This window comes from Streptomyces sp. NPDC007983, assembly GCF_042958345.1.
Lineage (GTDB): Bacteria > Actinomycetota > Actinomycetes > Streptomycetales > Streptomycetaceae > Streptomyces.
This window is the reverse complement of record NZ_JBIBJI010000008.1, coordinates 261154-278982: the sequence shown is the minus strand read 5'-3', so window position 1 is coordinate 278982 and position 17829 is coordinate 261154. Positions and strand designations below refer to the sequence as shown.

The 17829-nt window shown below is 73.6% G+C and carries 10 protein-coding genes; 4 read left to right on the top strand and 6 right to left on the bottom strand.

What is annotated here, in order from left to right:
* Position 1: 1 nt before the first annotated feature.
* Positions 2-2578 (top strand): FtsX-like permease family protein, encoded by a 2577-nt coding sequence (locus ACFZCY_RS25775; RefSeq protein WP_391177747.1) that lies wholly within the window; start codon positions 2-4, stop codon positions 2576-2578.
* Positions 2579-2586: 8 nt separating this feature from the next.
* On the opposite strand, the gene ACFZCY_RS25770 is transcribed toward ACFZCY_RS25775, so the two are convergent.
* Positions 2587-3291, bottom strand: coding sequence for a response regulator (locus tag ACFZCY_RS25770; RefSeq protein ID WP_391177744.1), 705 nt, complete (start codon positions 3289-3291; stop codon positions 2587-2589).
* Positions 3292-3335: 44 nt separating this feature from the next.
* Positions 3336-4547 carry an ATP-binding protein gene (locus tag ACFZCY_RS25765; RefSeq protein WP_391177740.1) on the bottom strand — a complete coding sequence of 404 codons (1212 nt, stop codon included), beginning with the start codon at positions 4545-4547 and terminating at the stop codon, positions 3336-3338.
* Between the two features lie 164 nt (positions 4548-4711).
* Between ACFZCY_RS25765 and ACFZCY_RS25760 the strand changes: the two genes are divergently transcribed.
* On the top strand, positions 4712-7207 hold the full coding sequence (locus ACFZCY_RS25760; RefSeq protein WP_391177738.1) for an FtsX-like permease family protein: 2496 nt from the start codon (positions 4712-4714) through the stop codon (positions 7205-7207).
* A gap of 59 nt (positions 7208-7266) precedes the next feature.
* On the top strand, positions 7267-9105 hold the full coding sequence (locus tag ACFZCY_RS25755; RefSeq protein WP_391177735.1) for a glycoside hydrolase family 15 protein: 1839 nt from the start codon (positions 7267-7269) through the stop codon (positions 9103-9105).
* A 26-nt stretch (positions 9106-9131) separates the two neighbouring features.
* Here the strand turns inward: ACFZCY_RS25755 and ACFZCY_RS25750 are convergent, their stop codons facing one another.
* Positions 9132-9887 carry an NPP1 family protein gene (locus tag ACFZCY_RS25750; protein ID WP_391178315.1) on the bottom strand — a complete coding sequence of 252 codons (756 nt, stop codon included), beginning with the start codon at positions 9885-9887 and terminating at the stop codon, positions 9132-9134.
* A gap of 84 nt (positions 9888-9971) precedes the next feature.
* Complete coding sequence (locus ACFZCY_RS25745; protein ID WP_391177732.1) at positions 9972-12920, bottom strand: SpoIIE family protein phosphatase; 2949 nt, start codon at positions 12918-12920, stop codon at positions 9972-9974.
* A 230-nt stretch (positions 12921-13150) separates the two neighbouring features.
* Between ACFZCY_RS25745 and ACFZCY_RS25740 the strand changes: the two genes are divergently transcribed.
* Positions 13151-13945, top strand: coding sequence for an alpha/beta fold hydrolase (locus ACFZCY_RS25740; RefSeq protein WP_391177730.1), 795 nt, complete (start codon positions 13151-13153; stop codon positions 13943-13945).
* Here the strand turns inward: ACFZCY_RS25740 and ACFZCY_RS25735 are convergent.
* Both ACFZCY_RS25735 and ACFZCY_RS25730 read right to left on the bottom strand, forming a co-directional pair.
* Positions 13920-15482, bottom strand: coding sequence for an AMP-binding protein (locus ACFZCY_RS25735; RefSeq protein WP_391177726.1), 1563 nt, complete (start codon positions 15480-15482; stop codon positions 13920-13922). The two genes, ACFZCY_RS25740 and ACFZCY_RS25735, sit on opposite strands and share 26 nt — an antisense overlap.
* The gene (locus ACFZCY_RS25730; RefSeq protein ID WP_391177724.1) at positions 15479-17824 is read right to left on the bottom strand and encodes a CoA transferase; all 2346 of its coding nucleotides are present in this window, start codon (positions 17822-17824) and stop codon (positions 15479-15481) included. Before ACFZCY_RS25730 ends, ACFZCY_RS25735 begins: the two co-directional genes overlap by 4 nt.
* Between the last annotated feature and the right edge of the window lie 5 nt (positions 17825-17829).

Here is a 17829-nt window from a genome sequence, read left to right as displayed (position 1 = left end):
GATGCTGTACCTCGCGTGGCACATGATGCGCCGCAGGATCGCCGCGCTGCTGGCCGTCACGTGCGCGACACTGGGCGGCGCGGCGATGGTCACCGGTATCGGTGTGCTGGCCGAGTCGGGGTGGCGTTCGCACGCGCCGGTCGACCGGCTGGCCGCTGCCGATGTCGTCGTGTCCGGCCGCCAGACCTTCCACCCGGAGGGCGATCTGCCGATCGCGCTGCCGGAACGGGCCAGGGTGCCGGGCGGTCTCGTCGGCCGGGTGGCGAAGCTGCCCGGCGTGGCCGGGGCGGTGGGCGACCGGAGCTTCCCCGCCGCGGTCGTCACCCGGGGCGGCGAGGCCGTACCGGCGGACGATCCGGGGGCCACCGGACACGGATGGTCCTCGACCGCCCTGCTGGGGCGCCCCCGTATCAGCGGTACGCCCCCGGCCGGTCCGCACGACGTGGCCCTGGACCGCCGCACCGCCGAGGCCGCGGACGTCGCGCCCGGCGACCGCGTCACGGTGGCCGCCGTCGGGCGCCCGGCCCGCTACCGGGTCTCGGCCGTGGTGGACGCCTCGGCAAGCGGTCTGTGGTTCGCCGACGCCACGGCGGCGCGGCTGACCGGCCACGGCTCGGGCTCCGACTCGGGCTCCGACTCGGGCTCCGACTCGCGATCCGGCTCCGGCTCCGTCGATCTGATCGCGGTACGTGCCGAACCGGGCGCCGGTGACTCGGTCGCCACCGAGGTCCGCCGCGCGCTGCGGGGCAGTGAGCTGACCGTGTCCACCGGGGCGGACCGCGGTGACGCCGAGGCGCCCGGCACGGCCGCCGCCCGCTCCCTGCTGCCCACCCTCGCGGGGTCGCTGGCCGGGATCACCCTGCTGGTCGTCGGGTTCATCGTGGGCGGCGCGCTGTCGGTGTCGATCGCGGCCCAGCGCCGGGAACTCGCCCTGATGCGCGCCGTCGGCGCGACACCGAAGCAGATCCGCCGCCTCGCCGGGGCCCAGGCCGCCATCATCGCGGTCACCGCGGCCGTGCCCGGTGCCGCCCTCGGCTATCCGCTGGCCGAGCGGTTCCGGCGACTGCTGGTCTCCAACGGGATGCTCCCGGACGTGCTGCCGCTTACCTTCAGCCCGCTTCCGGCGATCGCGGCCGTGCTGCTGCTGGTCGCCGTCGTATGGGTGGCGGCCCGGGGCGCCGCGTGGCGTACCTCGCGCCGGCCGGCCACCGAGGCCGTCGCCGAGTCGCGCAGCGAACCCCGCACCCCCTCGAAGGCGCGTGCCCACGCCGGTCTGGCGCTGATCGTCGCCGGCACCGGGGCGTCGGTCACTCCCCTGCTGGTCCGTTCGCAGGCCGGGGCGGCGGCCACCGCCATGGCCGGCCTCCTCGCGGCGATCGGGCTCGCCCTGGCCGGTCCCGCCCTGGTCGGCGGCGTGGGCCGGCTGCTGGCGCGGAAGCTTTCGGCGAGGGCCTCGGCGCCGACCTGGCTGGCCGTGGCCAACAGCCATGGATACGCGCTGCGCTCCGCGGCGGCCATCAGCACCCTCGCGATGGCCGTGGTGTTCACGCTCACCTACACCCTGACCCAGACCACGGTGAGGGCGGCCACCTCCGGTGACCTCCGCGACGCCACCCGGGCGCAACTCGGGGTGAGCGCACCCGCGCTCGGGGGCGTGCCCGCCGATGTACTCCCCGCGCTGCGGGACACTCCCGGCGTACGGGCGGCGGCCCCGGTCACCTCGACCACCGCCGTGTGGACGTACCGGCTGCTGGGGGAACCCGAGGTCGAGAGCAGTTCCGCGCTGGTGCTGACCCCGGAGGCCTCGGGCGTCCTCGACCTGGACGTGCGCGACGGCAGCCTGGCGGGGCTCACCGGCGCCACCGTCGCCGTCTCCACCGATGTCGCCGGGTCACGCGACGCACACGTGGGCAGCCGGGTGGACCTGGTGCTCGGCGACGGCGCCCGGGTCACCGCCCGGGTGGTGGCCACGTACGCGCGCGGGCTCGGATTCGGTCCCGTGGTGCTCTCCGGGGACCTGGCCGCCGGGCACACCACGGCGGGCCTCGACCAGAGCGTTCTGATCCGTACGGACGGCACCGAGGAGGCCCGCCACCAGGTGGCCGCGCTGGTCGCGTCCCGGCCGGGCCTGGCCCTGGACGACGACCGTTCCGGGCCGGGACTCGGAGGCGTGGGCGGCACCGCGCCGGAGCTGTGGATCAACATCGCGGTGCTCGCCGTGCTGCTCGGCTATCTGCTGCTGGGGATCGCCAACAAGCTGATCGCCACCACCACCCAGCGGCGCACCGAACTCGCCGCGCTCCGGCTGATCGGCGCCACGCCGCATCAGATCCGGGCCATGATGCGGCGCGAGGCGGCGCTGATCTCCGGTCTGGCGCTCATCACCGGGCTGGCGCTGTCCGTCGTCCCCCTGGTGCTGCTGTCCGCCGGTTTCCTGCACCGCCCGTGGCCCGCGGGTCCGGCGTGGCCGGCGCCGGTCGTCGCGGTCGTGGTGGCGGGCATCGCGTTCCTCACCATCGAGCTGCCCACCCGTCAGGCGCTGCGCGTCCCGCCCGCGCAGGCGCTCGCCCGCACCTGACGGGCCCACTAGTCCGGGTCGCCCTGGCAGATCCCGTTCTCCCAGGCCCAGGCCGCGATTTCGACACGGTTGCGGGCGGCGAGCTTGCGCTGCACATTGCCGAGGTGGGTCTTGACGGTCGAGAGGGTGACGTAGAGGTCGGCGGCCACTTCCTCGTTGGTGCGGCCACGGGCCACCCGGCGTACGACGTCCAGTTCGCGCTGGGTCAGCAGCTCGTTCAGCGCGTCCGGCCCGCCCCCTGGGGTGCGGTCAGGCCGGGTCTCGGAGGGGGCGGGGCCCCGGCGGTGGGGGGCCATCTGCGCGAGGAGACGGACGGTCACCGAAGGGGAGATCAGCGAGTTGCCCGCCGCCGCGGCCCGCACCGCCTCGGTGAGCAGCCCGGGGGCGCCGTCCTTGAGGAGAAAGCCGCACGCGCCGTTGCGCAGCGCGCGGTAGACGTATTCGTCGAGGTCGAAGGTGGTGGCGATGAGGATGTTCAGCGGGTCGGGGACGCCGGGTCCGGCGAGCAGCCGGGTGGCCTCCAGACCGTCCAGCCGGGGCATGCGGATGTCCAGCAGGCAGACGTCCGGGCGCAGGTCACGGGCCTGCTCGACCGCCTCGGCGCCGTCCGCCGCCTGGGCGACCACCCGCATGTCCGGCTGGGAGTCGATGATCATACAGAACGCGGCGCGGACCATCTCCTGGTCGTCGGCGAGGAGCACCCGGATCGTCATACCGGACATGATCGCAGGCGCCCCGGCCGTCAACCGTGCAGGGCTCAGGGGGCGTCCAGCGGCAGCACGGCCAGGACGTGCCAGCCGCCGCCGTCTCCCGGTCCCGCGGTGAGACGGCCACCGGCCCGCTCGATCCGCTCGGTCAGGCCGACCAGTCCGTAGCCGCCCCCGTTCCACGTGCCGCCCGTCCCCGCGCCGACCGCCTCCGCGCGGGCGGCCGGTGCGCCACCGCGGCCGTCGTCGGCCACCGACACCTCCAACTCCTCCGGCATGCCGGGGCGCAGCGTGACCCGCACCCGGACGCGGCCCGCCCCGGCGGCGTGTTTGCGAACGTTGGTCAGGGACTCCTGCACCACGCGGTGGACCGCGGTGGTGATCTCGGGCGGCAGCGGACGGTCGGCGAGCCGCGCGTCGAGGGTCAGTTCGGCGGAGGGGCCCACCGAGGAGAACTCCCGGGTGAGGTCGCGCAGTCCGGCCAGGCCGCCGGCGGGGCTGGTGGCGGCGGGTGCGGAGGGGTCCCGCAGGCTGGAGACCATGGCGCGCATCGACCCGAGCGCCTGCGATCCGGCCCGTTCGATGTGGGCGAGCATCTGGTCCAGGGCCTCCGGGGACTGGGTGTGACCGGCCGCCGCGGTGAAGCGCGCGGCCTTGGTCTGGGCGACGATCGCGGTGACGTGGTGCGCCACGAAGTCGTGCAACTCCCGTGCGTGTTCGAGTCGTTGGGCCTGGAGGATGGCCTCGCGCCGCCGGGCCCGGAGCGCGTCGTACAGGCGCAGGCACAGCCCCAGCACCGCCATGAACGGCACGAGACCGGCCGCGATGAGGACGATCACGCCGTTGATGTTCTCGCCCCGTTCGGCGATCCGCAGCGGAAGAACGACGGCGGCGAGGGCCGGGGCCGCGGGAAGCAGAATGGCCATCAGCGGGGAACAGCGCCGCACGACGCGGGTGACGAGCCACAGCAGGACGCACAGCTCGATCAGCCCCGGGGTGTTCTCGGGCCGCCGGGACATCCCGGCTTCCACCAGGGTCAGCGCGCCCGAGACGACCGTGGCGAGCACGGTGCACCGGACCATGAGGCGCTGCGGCACCCCCAGGGCGGCCAGGCACAGCGTCCCGGACATCGTCGCCGCCAACGCCACCGCGAGATAGGGGGCGTTCAGCCCCTCCAGGGCCATGAGGGCGACCGACACGGCACCGACCAGGCACAGCTGGACTTGCCGGAGACGGGAAAGGGCCCGGAACTCGGTGATCATGGCACGTCACGTTACGGCCGCGCCTCCCGCGCCACATCAGCCTTTCGGCCGAGGGAGAGGCGCGGCCCGGCTCGGTCATCCGGTGGATCCGGCGGCCCGTGTCCCCTCGGAAGGATCGGACCCGCTCGCACCACTGGACACCACGCTCTCCTCGAAGGCCGCCGATGCTCCGCACCGCACTGCGCACCCTCCGCTCCCACCGGCTCCGCTTCGCGATGCCCGCCCTCGCCGTCCTGCTCGGGGTGGCGTTCGTGACCGGTTCGCTGCTCTACGGCGACTCGGTGGAGGCGGCCTTCGCCCGGGCGCAGACCAACTCCCAACCCGATGTGTCGGTGACGGTCGAACCGGACTCCCCCGACCACGCCTCCCGGGTCGACGACACCCTGCTGCACAAGCTGCGGAAGCTGCCCTCGGCGGCCGCGGTCCGCGGCGTGGTGGAGGGCCGCTCCTTCGTCGCGGGCACCGACAGCGGCCTGGTGGGCGACCTGTCCCGGGCCGCGGGCGTCAACTACGTCCCCGACAGCCGTGGCGAGGACGCCCGCTATCCGCTCACCGCGGGCCGTGGCCCCCGTACCGCCGGGGAGATCGCCCTGGACCGGCGGACCGCCGAGCGGGCCGGGTACCGGGTGGGCGACCGGGCGCGCGTCGTGGTGGGCGGCACGGCCCGAAGCGCCCGGCTGGTCGGGGTCTTCACCGCCCATGACAGCCGGCTGGAGGCCGGCGGCACGCTCACCGCCTTCGACACCGCCACCGCCGAGCGGCATTTCGCCCCCGCCCCGGGCAGCTACTCCGCGATCACCCTGCGCGCGGCGCAGGGCACCTCGGACACCCAACTCGCCCGGCAGGCACGCACGTTGCTGCCGTCCGGGGTCGAGGCGGCCACCCGGGCGGAGCTGGAGTCCGCGGACGGCTCTCCCGGGGACGGCGGCAAGCTCACGCAGCTGCTGCTGAGCTTCGCCGGTGTCGCCCTGTTCGTGTCCACCTTCCTGGTCGCCAACACCTTCACGATGCTCAGTGCCGCCCGCGCCCGGGAACACGCGCTGCTGCGGGCCGTCGGCGCCACCCGGGGCCATGTGATGCGCATGGTGCTGACGGAGGCCGCCCTGGTCGGAACGGCCGCCTCGATCGCCGGATACGCGCTGGGCATCGGCGTCGCGACGCTGCTGCGCGGCCTGTTCGGCGTCACCGGAGGACCGGCCGCCCCGCTGCGGCTGCTGTCCGCCACTCCTCTGGTCGCGGCGTTCGCGGTCGGCATCGGCGTCACCGTCCTGTCGGCCTGGCTTCCGGCCCGCCGCGCGGCGGGGGTGCCGCCGGTGGCGGCGCTGCGCACCGTCGAGCCCTCGACGGCCGCCTCGCTGCGCCGCCGCACCATCGTCGGCGTGGCCGTCACGGTGTGCGGCGCGCTGCTGCTGGGCGCCGCCCTCGACGACACGGACGTGCTCTTCGGCGCCGTACCCGTCCTCCTCATCGGCCTGATCGCCCTCACCCCGCTGCTCGCCCTGGGCGTCACCGCGCTGCTGCGCTCCCCGCTGACCCGGCTGGCGGGCGTCCGCGGCAAGCTGGCCGTGGAGAACGCCCGCCGCAACCCGCGGCGTACGGCGGCCACCGCGACCACCCTCATGGTCGGGCTCGCGATGGTCACCGCCGTCACGGTGGCCGTGGCCTCGGTGAACCGCATGGACGAGCGGGAGGTCGACCGCTCCATGACCTCGGACCTGCGCGTCACGGCCGTCGACTTCGCGGAGGTCGGCGACGACACCGCCGCGCGGGTGGCACGGCTCGCCGACGCGGAGGCCGTCACCGCCCTCGTACCCACCTACTTCGACCTGTCCGGCCACGACTCCCTCCAGGTCACCGCCGTCAACCCCGCGACGGTGGAACGGCTGGCGCCGATCACCGTGCGGAAGGGCTCGCTGGCCCGCCTCGGCCAGGGCATCGCCGTCACCGAGGAGCTGGCCGCCGACCGCGGCTGGCGGATCGGCTCCCGCGTCAGCGGCGCCTTCACCGGCACGCGCAAGCGGACCACCCTGCCCGTCGTCGCGGTCTACGACGGTCCGGACGGCCTGGCGCCCGCCCTCGTCGCCGACCGGTCCCTGCCCCGCCCGGCCGGCGCCGAGAACCGGCCGTCCATCGAATCGGTGCTGGTCAAGGCCGCCCCCGGCCGTACGGACGCGCTCCAGCGGGAGATCCGGCGCGCCCTGGACAACCCCGCGCTGCTGGTGCAGCACCGCGCCGACGCCCGGGCGGCGGTCACCGCGCAGACGGCCCCGTTCCTCAACATCATGTACGCCATGCTCAGCGTCACCGTGCTGATCGGCGCCCTCGGAGTGGTGAACACCATGGGCATGGCCGTCTTCGAACGGGTCCGGGAGATCGGCATGCTGCGCGCCATCGGCCTGGACCGCCGGGGCGTCGCCTCCGTCCTGCGCATCGAGTCGGTGACCATCTCCCTCCTCGGCTCCGCGCTCGGCGTCGCCGTCGGCGGTGTCTTCGGCGCGGCGGCCGTCGCCGGCGAGGGCGTCCCCCTGGTCATCCCGTGGGGCAGGGTGGCCCTCTTCTTCGTCGCGGCCGCCGTGATCGGTGTGCTCGCCTCCCTGTGGCCGGGGCGCCAGGCCGCGCGGGTGCCGATGCTCCGGGCCATCGCCACGGACGCTTCGTAGAGCGTACGGACGTATCCTGAAATCCGAGGTACCGCGACCCGTGAGCGCGGGAGGTTGCGATGACCGTCGCCCGGAGCCTTCGTCCCTGCAGGGCGGATACACCCCGCTATCTGCCCATCGCTGAGCACGGCCTGATCGGCGATCTGCGGACCGCCGCGCTCGTCGGCACGAACGGCACGATCGACTGGTACTGCCCCACCCGGTTCGACGCGCCCAGCGTCTTCGCCTCGATCCTGGACGCCGACCGCGGCGGCGCGTTCGAGCTGGCCCCGGACGCCCCCGCCCGGACGAAGCAGTTCTACTTCCCCGACACCAACATCCTCATCACCCGCTTCTTCGCCGACGACGGGGTCGCCGAGGTCCAGGACTTCATGCCGGTCGAGGACGACTCCCGCGAGGCCGACCGGCACCGGCTGATCCGCCGGGTGCTGTGCGTGCGCGGTTCGCTGCCCTTCACCGCGCGGGTGGCGCCCCGCTTCGACTACGGGCGGCAGACGCACACGGTGAGCGACCGGCAGGGCCACCTCACGGTGTTCGACTCCCCGGACCTGTCCCTCGCGCTGACCTCCAGCGTCACGGTGGAGACCGACGGCGTCGACGCGGTGTCCTCGTTCAAGCTGGCCGAGGGCGAGGCCGCGGTGTTCGCGCTCGACCGGATCGGCGGCGCGGTGCGGCCACGGTCCTGTCCGCTGGCCGAGGCGGAGCACCTGTTCAACGCCACGGTGCGGTACTGGCGCCGCTGGCTCTCCCAGTCCCGCTACCGCGGCCGCTGGCGGGAGATGGTGCACCGCTCGGCGCTCACCCTCAAGCTCCTCACCTACGCGCCGACCGGCGCCATCGTGGCGGCTCCGACGGCCAGTCTGCCCGAGCAGATCGGCGGGGAGCGCAACTGGGACTACCGGTACGTCTGGATCCGCGATGCCGCGTTCTGCGTCTACGCGCTGCTGCGGCTCGGGTTCACCGACGAGGCCGAGGCGTTCGTGCGCTTCCTGTCCGAGGACATCCGGCTGCGGGACGGCACCGGCGGGCCGCTGCAGATCATGTACGGCATCGACGGCCGCAGCGAACTCACCGAGCAGGAACTCACTCATCTGGAAGGCCATCTGGGCTCGTCCCCGGTCCGGTCCGGCAACGGGGCCGTCGACCAGCTCCAACTGGACATCTACGGCGCGCTGGTGGACTCCCTCTACCTCTACGACAAGTGGGGGAAGCCACTGGCCAGCGACCACTGGGACACCGTGTGCGAACTGGTCGACTGGGTCTGCGACCACTGGGACCAGCCGGACATGAGCGTCTGGGAGACCCGCGCCGGACCGCAGTGCTTCCTGTACTCACGGCTGATGTGCTGGGTGGCGATCGAGCGGGCGATGCGCATCGCCACACACCGCGGCCTGCCCGCGAACATGCCCCGCTGGGCGCGGACCCGCGACCGGATCTACCGCAGGATCATGCGGCACGGCTGGTCCCCGCGGCGGCACGCGTTCGTGCAGCACGAGGGCGACGACGTACTCGACGCCTCCGTGCTGATGATGCCGCTGGCCAAGTTCATCTCCCCCGCCGACCCCAAGTGGCTGTCCACCCTGGACGCGCTGGGCGAGGAGCTGGTGTCCGATTCGCTGGTCTACCGCTATGACCCCCAGGCCAGCCCGGACGGGCTGCGCGGCGAGGAGGGCACCTTCTCGATCTGCTCGTTCTGGTACGTCGAGGCGCTGTCCCGGGCCGGACGGCTGGACGAGGCGCGGCTCGCGTTCGAGAAGATGCTGACGTACGCCAACCACTGCGGGCTGTACGCGGAGGAGATCGGCCGCACCGGTGAGCAGATCGGCAACTTCCCGCAGGCGTTCACCCATCTCGCGCTCATCAGCGCCGCGTTCAATCTCGACCGTGCCCTGGGCTGACCCGGGGGTGGTCATGCGCGTGGTGGTCAGGCGTTGGGGTCGAAGGGGATGCCCGACGGCTCGGCCTTCTGGAGGTGGGCGGCGAAGTTGCCGTCCTTCAGGCCGAAGTTGGCGCTGCCGAAATCGGCCTGGCTCAGCTTGTCGCGCAGGCCCGCGGGGTAGCCGTTCCAGCCGACCAGCGTGGGGAACTGCCAGGTGTGGTGGTCGTTCTCGGGCGGTTCGTCGCCTGTGTTCGCGGGGCGGAACGCGTGCGTGCTCACTCCGTCCTTGTGGTAGACGACCTTCGGGTGGTTTCCGTCCCACCGGATCTTGTCGCGGCTGTAGGTGGTGAACCCGCCGTGGGCGGAGGTGGAAACGTACTGGGCCTGGTTGTTCTGCACCCACACCACGACGTGTTCCCAGTCGTGGCGGTGTCCGCCGATCGACGCCTGGTCCTTCTCGAAGTAGAGGCCGTACATGACCGCGCACCACCCGTTGTTGCACTTCGAGCGCGCGTATCCGTTGGTGTTGTCGAGGTCCGGGGCGTCGTGGCACTGCCCGCTCGGTGACCCGGACGGGTTGAGCCCGCCGTTCAGCGCCCCGTCGGGGCCGATGGCGGGCGTGGGGTAGCAGCCGTCCGTGTCGTAGTCGTAGGCGGGCTGGAACGTCTGCTCCAGCGCGTCCGCGTTGCCCGGCAGGGCCTTCGGCGGGTCCGCGAGAGCGCTTCCGGGTAAGGCGACGACCAAGGCGATGGCGCTGCCGAAGACGAACGAGACCTTGCGGATGCGCGAGCTTCCGGGCACTGCGTCCTCCTGGTTGACCTCGTACCACACGGGCGGGAATGTCAACCAGGAGACTACGTCAACTACCCTTCGCACAGGGGATGTTCAGGACAGCTGGGGCGGGATGGGCTGTTCCGTCCAGATGCACTTGCCGTCGGCGGTGTAGCGCGTCCCCCAGCGCTGGGAGAGCGCGGCGACCAGCTGCAGGCCGCGTCCTCCCTCGTCCATCTCGGCGGCCCGGCGGATCCGGGGTGTCGTGGCGCTGCCGTCCGAGACCTCGCAGATGAGCGACCGGCCGCGGAGCAGGCGCAGATGGACGGGTCCCTTCGCATGCCTCACGACGTTGCCGACCAGCTCGCTGGCGAGGAGTTCGGTGGTCATGACCAGCTCGTCGAGCTGCCACTCCCGCAGCCGGCCGCGGACGTGGTCGCGCGCGAGGGAGGCCGCCACCGGCTCGTCGGGGAGCCGCCAGACGGCGATGTTCTCGGGGGCGGTGCGGTGCAGCCGGGCGACGAGCACGGCGGTGTCGTCCGCGGTCAGCTGCTGGGCGGGCAGCATGGTGTCGATGAGGGTGTCGCAGAGGCGGTCGAGCCGTCTGCGGTCCTCGCGGTGGTCCTCGCCCGGTCCGCAGACCGCGGGCGGCCCGCCGGGTACAGCGAGGCGGCGGCCGAGGTCGGTGGTGAAGACCCGGGAGCACTCGGCGATACCCACGTCGATGTCGCGGGTGACCGACTCGACCAGGCCATCGGTGTACAGCACCAGCAGGCCGTCTCCTGGCAGCCGCAGTTCGGCCGTGCTGAACGGGGGGTCGGCGGCGCCCAGGGGCGGGTCGGGCTCGATGTCCAGGCACTCCACGGTTCCGTCCGGGCTCACCAGGAGCGGCGGGGGATGTCCGGCGCGCGCCATGGAGCAGACCCCGGAGGCCGGGTCGTAGACGGCGTACAGGCAGGTGGCGAAGGAGTCGTCGCCGAGGTCGCCGACGATGTCGTTGAGGTGGGCGAGGACTTCCTCGGGCGGCAGCTCCAGGTTGGCCAGTGTGTGCACCGCGGTGCGCAGGCGTCCCATGGTGGCGGCCTCGGCCAGCCCGTGGCCCATCACATCGCCGATGACGAGCGCCACCCGCTCCGCGGACAGCGGGATGATGTCGTACCAGTCGCCGCCGACCTTCGTGCCGCTGCTGGCCGGCAGATACCGTACGGCCGCGGTGACGGCGGACGGCGTGGGCAGGTCCTGGGGCAGCAGATCGCGCTGCAGCGCCTGGGCGCGGGCGTGCTCGGCGTCGTAGAGGCGGGCCCGGGCCAAGGCGTGGGCGACCATGCCGCTGAGGGTGGTCAGCATGGTGCGCTCGTCGCCGGAGAAGCGGTGGGGCTCGGCGAAGGCGATGACGCACACGCCGTTCGGCTCGCCGGAGGCGATCAGGGGCAGCAGGGCCCAGGCGCTCTTCTCCGCGAGGGCCGGATAGCCGGCGAGACCGGGCGCCAGCTCGACGTACTCCTCGGCCGAGGAGATGAAGCGGGGCTGGCGCGAGGCGAGCACATCGTGGAGCAGCGGGTGGCTGTCGGCCGCCGCGATCCCGTCGACCTTGTGCAGGAACGCCTGCGGATACCCCACGGCCCCGACCACGTGCAGCCGCTCACCCTCCAGCACCTGGATCAGCAGGCCCGAGGCGGCGAACGGGGACAGCATGTGGGTGGCGGCCACACGGACGACGTCGTCGGTGGTCACCGCCTCGGCGAGCGCACTCGTCAGCCCGCGGATCCTGGCCGCCTGCTCGGCGGCGGACCGTTCGGCCGCCTCGCGCCGCGCCGCCCGGTTGCGGGTGTCGGTGACATCGGTGAGGTAGGCCGTCAGCCCGTCGGGCACCGGGACCAGCCGTATGTGGTACCAGCGGCCGTCGGTGGGCCACCGGAGGTCGAATCCGGTCGGTGTGCCGTCGAGCGCGGCGTGCCGGCAGCGGGCCTCCAGGCCGGCGACCAGGCCCGCGGGGCCGTCCCACAGCGGCCCGCCCAGCACGTCCACGGACGGGCCTACGAGGCGCTCGGCCTCGACGTTGAGGAAGGTGATCCGCCACTCCCGGTTCACCGCCAGGAACGCGTCGCTCATGAAGCGCAGCGCCTGCCCCACGGACTCCCGCGCGATGCGGCTCTCGGTGGTGTCCCACACCCGGCCGATCATGCGGATGGGTTCTCCGCGCCCGTCGAGCACCAGATGGGCGCGGCTCTGGACCCAGCCGGTGGTGCCGTCGGGGCGGCACACCCGGTACTCGGCCTCGTACACACCGTGCCCGTGCAGCGCCTCCTGCGTGGCGGCCATGACCCGCGGCACATCCTCGGGGTGGATCAGGCCGACCCAGCTTTCGACGCGGTGTTCGTAGTCCTCCGGTATGCCCAGGAGGGTGAGCCCCGCCGCGTCCCAGACCATCTCTCCCGTACGGATGTCCCACTCCCAGGAACCGACCTTGACCGCCACCAGGGCCTGGCGGAACCCGGAGGCGACCGGCTGCTGCTGCCACCACGGATGGGCCCGGCCCGCCACGGGGGAGAAAGCCGAAAGACGCCCGGAGGCCCAGCGGGCCATCTTCACCAGGAATCCGCGCTGCTCGGCGGTGGGCGCGCCGGGCCCGGTGAACACGGACAGCGCGCCGACGGGGGCGCCCTCGGCGAAGAGCGGGACGGCGGCCACCATGGTCGCCCGGGGAAGCCTCCCGTACGCGTACGGCCGGGCACTCCCGGTATCGGGACCGTGGCCGTCGAGGGCGGGCATCCAGACGAACGCGCCGTCCTGTACGGCCCGGGCGGGGGCGAGCGCCGGGTCGCCCTCCCGGATCTCCTCCCACTCCCGGAGGACGGACCGGGGCAGCCCCCCGGCGAGCACCAGGCGCAGCTCATGGCTGCCCGCGGGCCCGCACGACCAGTGCACCGCTCCCGCGATGCCGCCCAGCTCGGAGACCGCCTGCGTCAGGGCGTACTCCATCACCTCGCGGTCCGTGAGCTGCGCGCCGACCGCCGAGAGCAAGGGAAGCCGTTCGCCGCACCAGGTATGCGCGCGACCCACCGGATCCATTGACATATCGGCATATACCCTAAGGCGCGTTCGCGGTGCGATCGAGGGTCATGCGGCGCCCTGTCGAATTCTTAGCGCCCGGTCGGCCATGCCGAACGCCCCGGGCCGGCGGTTCGCAGAGCGGACCGGTCGCCTGGTGCCGCGCCCTGACGGCCGTCACAGTGTTCCCCATCGGCGCGCGCCGCCCGCTCCCTCCCCCCGATGGAACAGGCAGGTCACTCATGACGGACTCGTTGCTGCGCGGCTATGCGCCCAGCCCCTTCGGGCAGCTGCACTACGTCGAGGCGGGCACGGGCGAGCCGGTGCTGATGCTGCACCAGACGCCGCGTTCGTGGACCGAGTATCTGGGAGTGTTGCCGCTGGTCGGGGCCGTGCACCGGGGCATCGCCATGGACACCCTGGGCTTCGGCGCCTCCGCGAAGCCCGAGGAGCCCCATACGATCGAGCGCTTCGCCGACGCCGCCGGGGCCCTGATCGAGGCGCTGGGCCTGGAACGGTTCCACCTGGTGGGACACCACACGGGCGGCGTCATCGCGGTGGAGCTGGCCGCCCGCTACCAGGACCGCGTCTCCAGCCTGCTGCTCTCCGCCACGCCCTTCGTGGACGAGGAGAAGCGGCGCACCGCCGACCGGCGCAAGCCGGTCGACCATGTCGACCCCCGGCCCGACGGTTCCCATCTGCTGGAGCTGTGGAACCGGCGGCGCGGCTTCTACCGGGAAGGACAGGAGGCCGCGCTGCACCGCTATGTGATCGACGCGGTGACGGTGCTGGACCGGGTGGAGGAGGGCCATGTGGCGGTCCGCCGCTATCCGATGGAGCCGCGGCTGCCGCACATCACCGCGCGGACGCTCGCGGTGTGCGCCGCCGGGGACCACTACTCGCTGCCCGCGCTGGAGAAGTTCGCCGCGGCGCTCGGCTGCGATACGCGGGTCATTCCCGGCGGCCATGTCCCCGCGCCGGAGCAGCTGCCCGAGGAGTACGCCAAGGTCATCACGGACTGGGTGACGGGCGGCTGATCCGGGATGCCCCGCGCCGGGTGTCCCGGTCCCAGGTGTCCGCGGTGACCCCGCGCTCACGCAGCGCGGCCTTGCGGATCTTGCCGGTCGCGGTGAGCGGCAGTTCGGGGACGAGGTCGACGTACCGGGGCACGGCGAACGGCGGGAGTTCGCTCTCGCAGTGGCGTACCAGGTCCGGCGGGTCCAGCACCCGGCCCGGCCGGACCGTCACGGCCACCATGACCTCGTCCTCGGCCAGCTCGGATGCCACCGGGAAGGCCGCGGCCCCGGCCACCGCGGGATGGGAGCGGACCGCCGACTCCACCTCGGCCGAGGAGATGTTCTCACCGCGCCGGCGGATGACGTCCTTGATCCGGTCGACGAAGCGGAACCACCCGTCGGGTTCGCGGATCACCCGGTCGCCGGTGCGGCGCCACGCGTCGGGCGCCGGGGGCTCGGTGTCCCCCAGATAGCCGGTGCAGAAGGCGAACGGCTGGTGGCTGCGGACGAGCAGTTCCCCGGCCGTGCCGTCCGGGACGGGAGCGAGCAGGTCGTCCACCACGCGCGCGGAGAAGCCGTCGCGCACGGTGCCGATGTAGCCGGGCCGGTGGTCGGCGGGGGTCGACCCGAGAACGAGGTTGGTCTCGGTGGAGCCGAACCCGTCCACCAGGGTGACGCCGAACCGGGACAGGAACGGCTGGTACGCCGGGCCCGGGGTGGCCGGGGACAGGCCGCGCCAGGCCCGGTGGGCGCGGTCGTGGGGGCCGGGCGGCCGGGCCAGCAGCATGGGCACCATCGCGCCGAGCAGATACACGGCGGTGGCACCGGCCTCGGCCACCTCACCCCAGTACGCGCTCGCGGAGAACCGCCGCCCGAGCGTGTATGCGGCGCCCACGGTCATGGCGTGCGCCAGGGCGTTGAGGGCGTTGGTGTGGAACAGCGGCAGACAGGTGTGGAGCACGTCGTCGCCGGTGAGGCGTAGCGAGTCCGCGACGTTACGGCCCCACCAGACGAACTGGGCGTGGGGGCAGCGCACACCGCGCGAGGCGCCTGTGGTGCCCGAGGTGAACAGGATGGCGGCAGTGTCCTCGGGCCGTACAGGAGCCGGCGGCAGCGCCCCCGCCTCGCCCGGGGCCGGGGCGCCGTCGCCACCGACCGTCCACACCGGGCCCCGGTAACCAGCCGCCGTGACCCGCCCGGTGAACTCCTCCTCGGCGAGCAGGAAGGACGGCTCGGCCTGGCGCAGGACGTCTCGCAGTCCCTCGCCGCGCAGCCCGGTGTTCAGCGGCACCAGCACCGCGCCGAGCCAGGCGCAGCCGAGGATCAGATCGATGAACTCGGCGCGGTTGCCGGACATGACGGCGATCCGGTCGCCCGGGCGGCAGCCACGCGCGGCGAGCGCTCCCGCCATCGTGGCCGCCGCCTCGCGGGCCTGCCGATAGCCACGCGTCATCCCGTCGGCGCGCAGGAACACCCGGTCGCCGAATTCCCCGGCGGCGGCGTCGAGGAGGGCGGGGAGTGTCATCGCCGCGCCCGGTGCGCGCATCGGTGTGCTCACCGCAGCACCCCCGTGTCGCGCAGCCGCTGGATGTGTTCCGGCGTCAGCCCGGCCACTTCGCGCAGCACGGTGTCCGTGTCGGCGCCCAGTACGGGCGCGGGCCCGCGGATGGCGCCGGGGGTACGGGTGAGCCGGATGGGCAGGCCCTCGTGGAGGAAGGCGCCCGCGACCGGGTGTTCGGCCCGTACGTAGAAGCCGCGCGCCCGCAACTGCGGGTCGTGCTCCACGAGTTCCCGGCCGTCCTGCACCGCTCCGGCCGGTACGCCCCGTTCCTGGAGCAGTTCGGCCGCGGCGTCGGCGGGCATGCCGCGCGCCCATCCGCCGAGCGCGCCGTCCACCAGGTCCGCGGCCCGGCGGCGGTCCTCGGCGGTGCGGGTCCGCTCATCGGTGGCCAGCTCCGGGCGCCCGATCACCTCGCACACGGCCGCCCACTCCGCGTCGTCGCGGACGCTGACGGCCAGCCACCGGTCGGCGCCCAGACACCGGTAGACGCCCTGCGGGCTCCACCGCGGGTGGGCGTTGCCCATGGGCGTCGCCACGTCCGCGCCCGGGCGTGAGGCGGCGAGGAGGCTGGTCCCCATGTGGGCGGCGATGGCCTCCAGCTGGGACAGGTCGATGTGCTGTCCGCGCCCGGTCTCGTCGCGGTGTTCCAGCGCGGCCACGGTGGCGAGCGCGGCCTGCAGACCCGCGACGATGTCGCCGTGGCCGTAGATCACGCCGACCACGTCGTCCGGCCCCCAGCCGGTGAGGCCGGTCAGTCCGCTGCTCGCGGACACGGTGTCCGCGTACGACACCCAGCCGTTGCGCGGCCCGGTGTGGCCCATCCCGGACATGCTCACGTACACGATGCCGGGGTTGATCTCGCGCAGCGTGTCGTAGCCGAGGCCGAGTTTGGTCATGACCGTGGAGCTGAAGTTCTCCACGAGCACATCGCAGGACGCGATGAGTTCGCGGAGCACCGCGATGCCGTCCTCGGTCCGGGTGTCGAGGGCGATGCTCTGCTTGTTGCGGTTGACCTCGTTGAAGTAGCCGCCTGTGTTCGGGTCGGTGTGGGGCCCCCGGGAGAGGTGCATGAAGGGGGCGAACCGGGTGGGGTCCGGGCGGCCCGCGGACTCGACCTTGATGACCTCGGCGCCGTGGTCGGCCAGCACCTTGGTGCAGTACGGACCGGCCAGCACCCAGGTCAGGTCCAGGACGCGGACCCCGTGCAGGGCGGGGCGCACCGGCTCCTCGGCGGCGGCCACCGGGCGGGCCGGGCGGCGCTCGTCGAGCAGGCCCTGATCGGCGCCGGGGGCGGGGACGTCGAGTTTCCCGGGCCGGTGGCCCTCGGGGAAGGCGAAGGGGAAGCCGAGGTCGGTCCGCTCGCCCTGCGGAGTCCGCAGCCGGGTGAAGAAGCCGCGCGCGGCGAGCTGCGGATTGTCCGGCAGCTCATGGGGCAGGTCGACGGCCGCCCAGGGCAGCTTCCTGGCCTGGGCCCGCTCCGCGAACTCGGCCTTGGGCCAGTGGCTCAGAAAGTCCTGGACCACCGCGAACACATGCTCCTGGTGTTTCTTGCGCTCCACGGGGTCCTGCCACCGTGGCTCGGCGAGATCGGCCTCGGCGCCCTCCTCGCGCAGCCACTCCAGCAGCGCGTCCCACATGCGCGGACTGCCCCCGAGCCCGCCGCCCAGGTAGCCGTCGGCGGCCCGGAACAGCCCGTGCGGCACCAGCGGATGCACCCGCCCCGGGCGGCCCGGGACCCGGTCCTCGTGGAGGTAGGCGAGGGTCCCCGCCTCCAGGGCGGCCGCGACGCACGCCTGCGCGGAGACGTCGATGAGCTGGCCGGGGCCGCGCCGCCGGGCCCGCAGCCCGAGCAGGGCGGCGATGGCCGCGCCCACCCCGGCGAGGTGTTCCGCCTGACCCTCCGGCATCCGCAGCGGCGGCCCGTCGGGGTCGCCCACCTGCGCGAGCATCCCGCCCAGCGCCGCCACCACGAAGTCGCTGCCCTGCCAGTGGCCGCGCGGCCCGGCCAGGCCGAAGGGGGTGACGCGTACGTGCACCAGGTGGTCCAGGCCGTCGGCGCCGGCCTCCGCGCCGCCGGGGGTTCCGTCGAGCAGGATGTCGGCGCCCTCCAGCAGACGGCGCAGCCCCGCCGCGCCGCCGGGCGCGGCCGCGTCGAGGGTCACGACACGTTTCCCGGCGTGCCAGTGGGCGAACGCGTCACCGCCCTCCTCGCGCCGGGTGGCGTCGCCTTCGGGCGGTTCGACGAGCACCACCTCGTAGCCCAGTCCGACCAGCAGCCGGCCCGCGAACCGGGCGAACGGGCTGGTGAGTTCGACGACCCGCAGAGCAGGCTCGGTCACGTTTC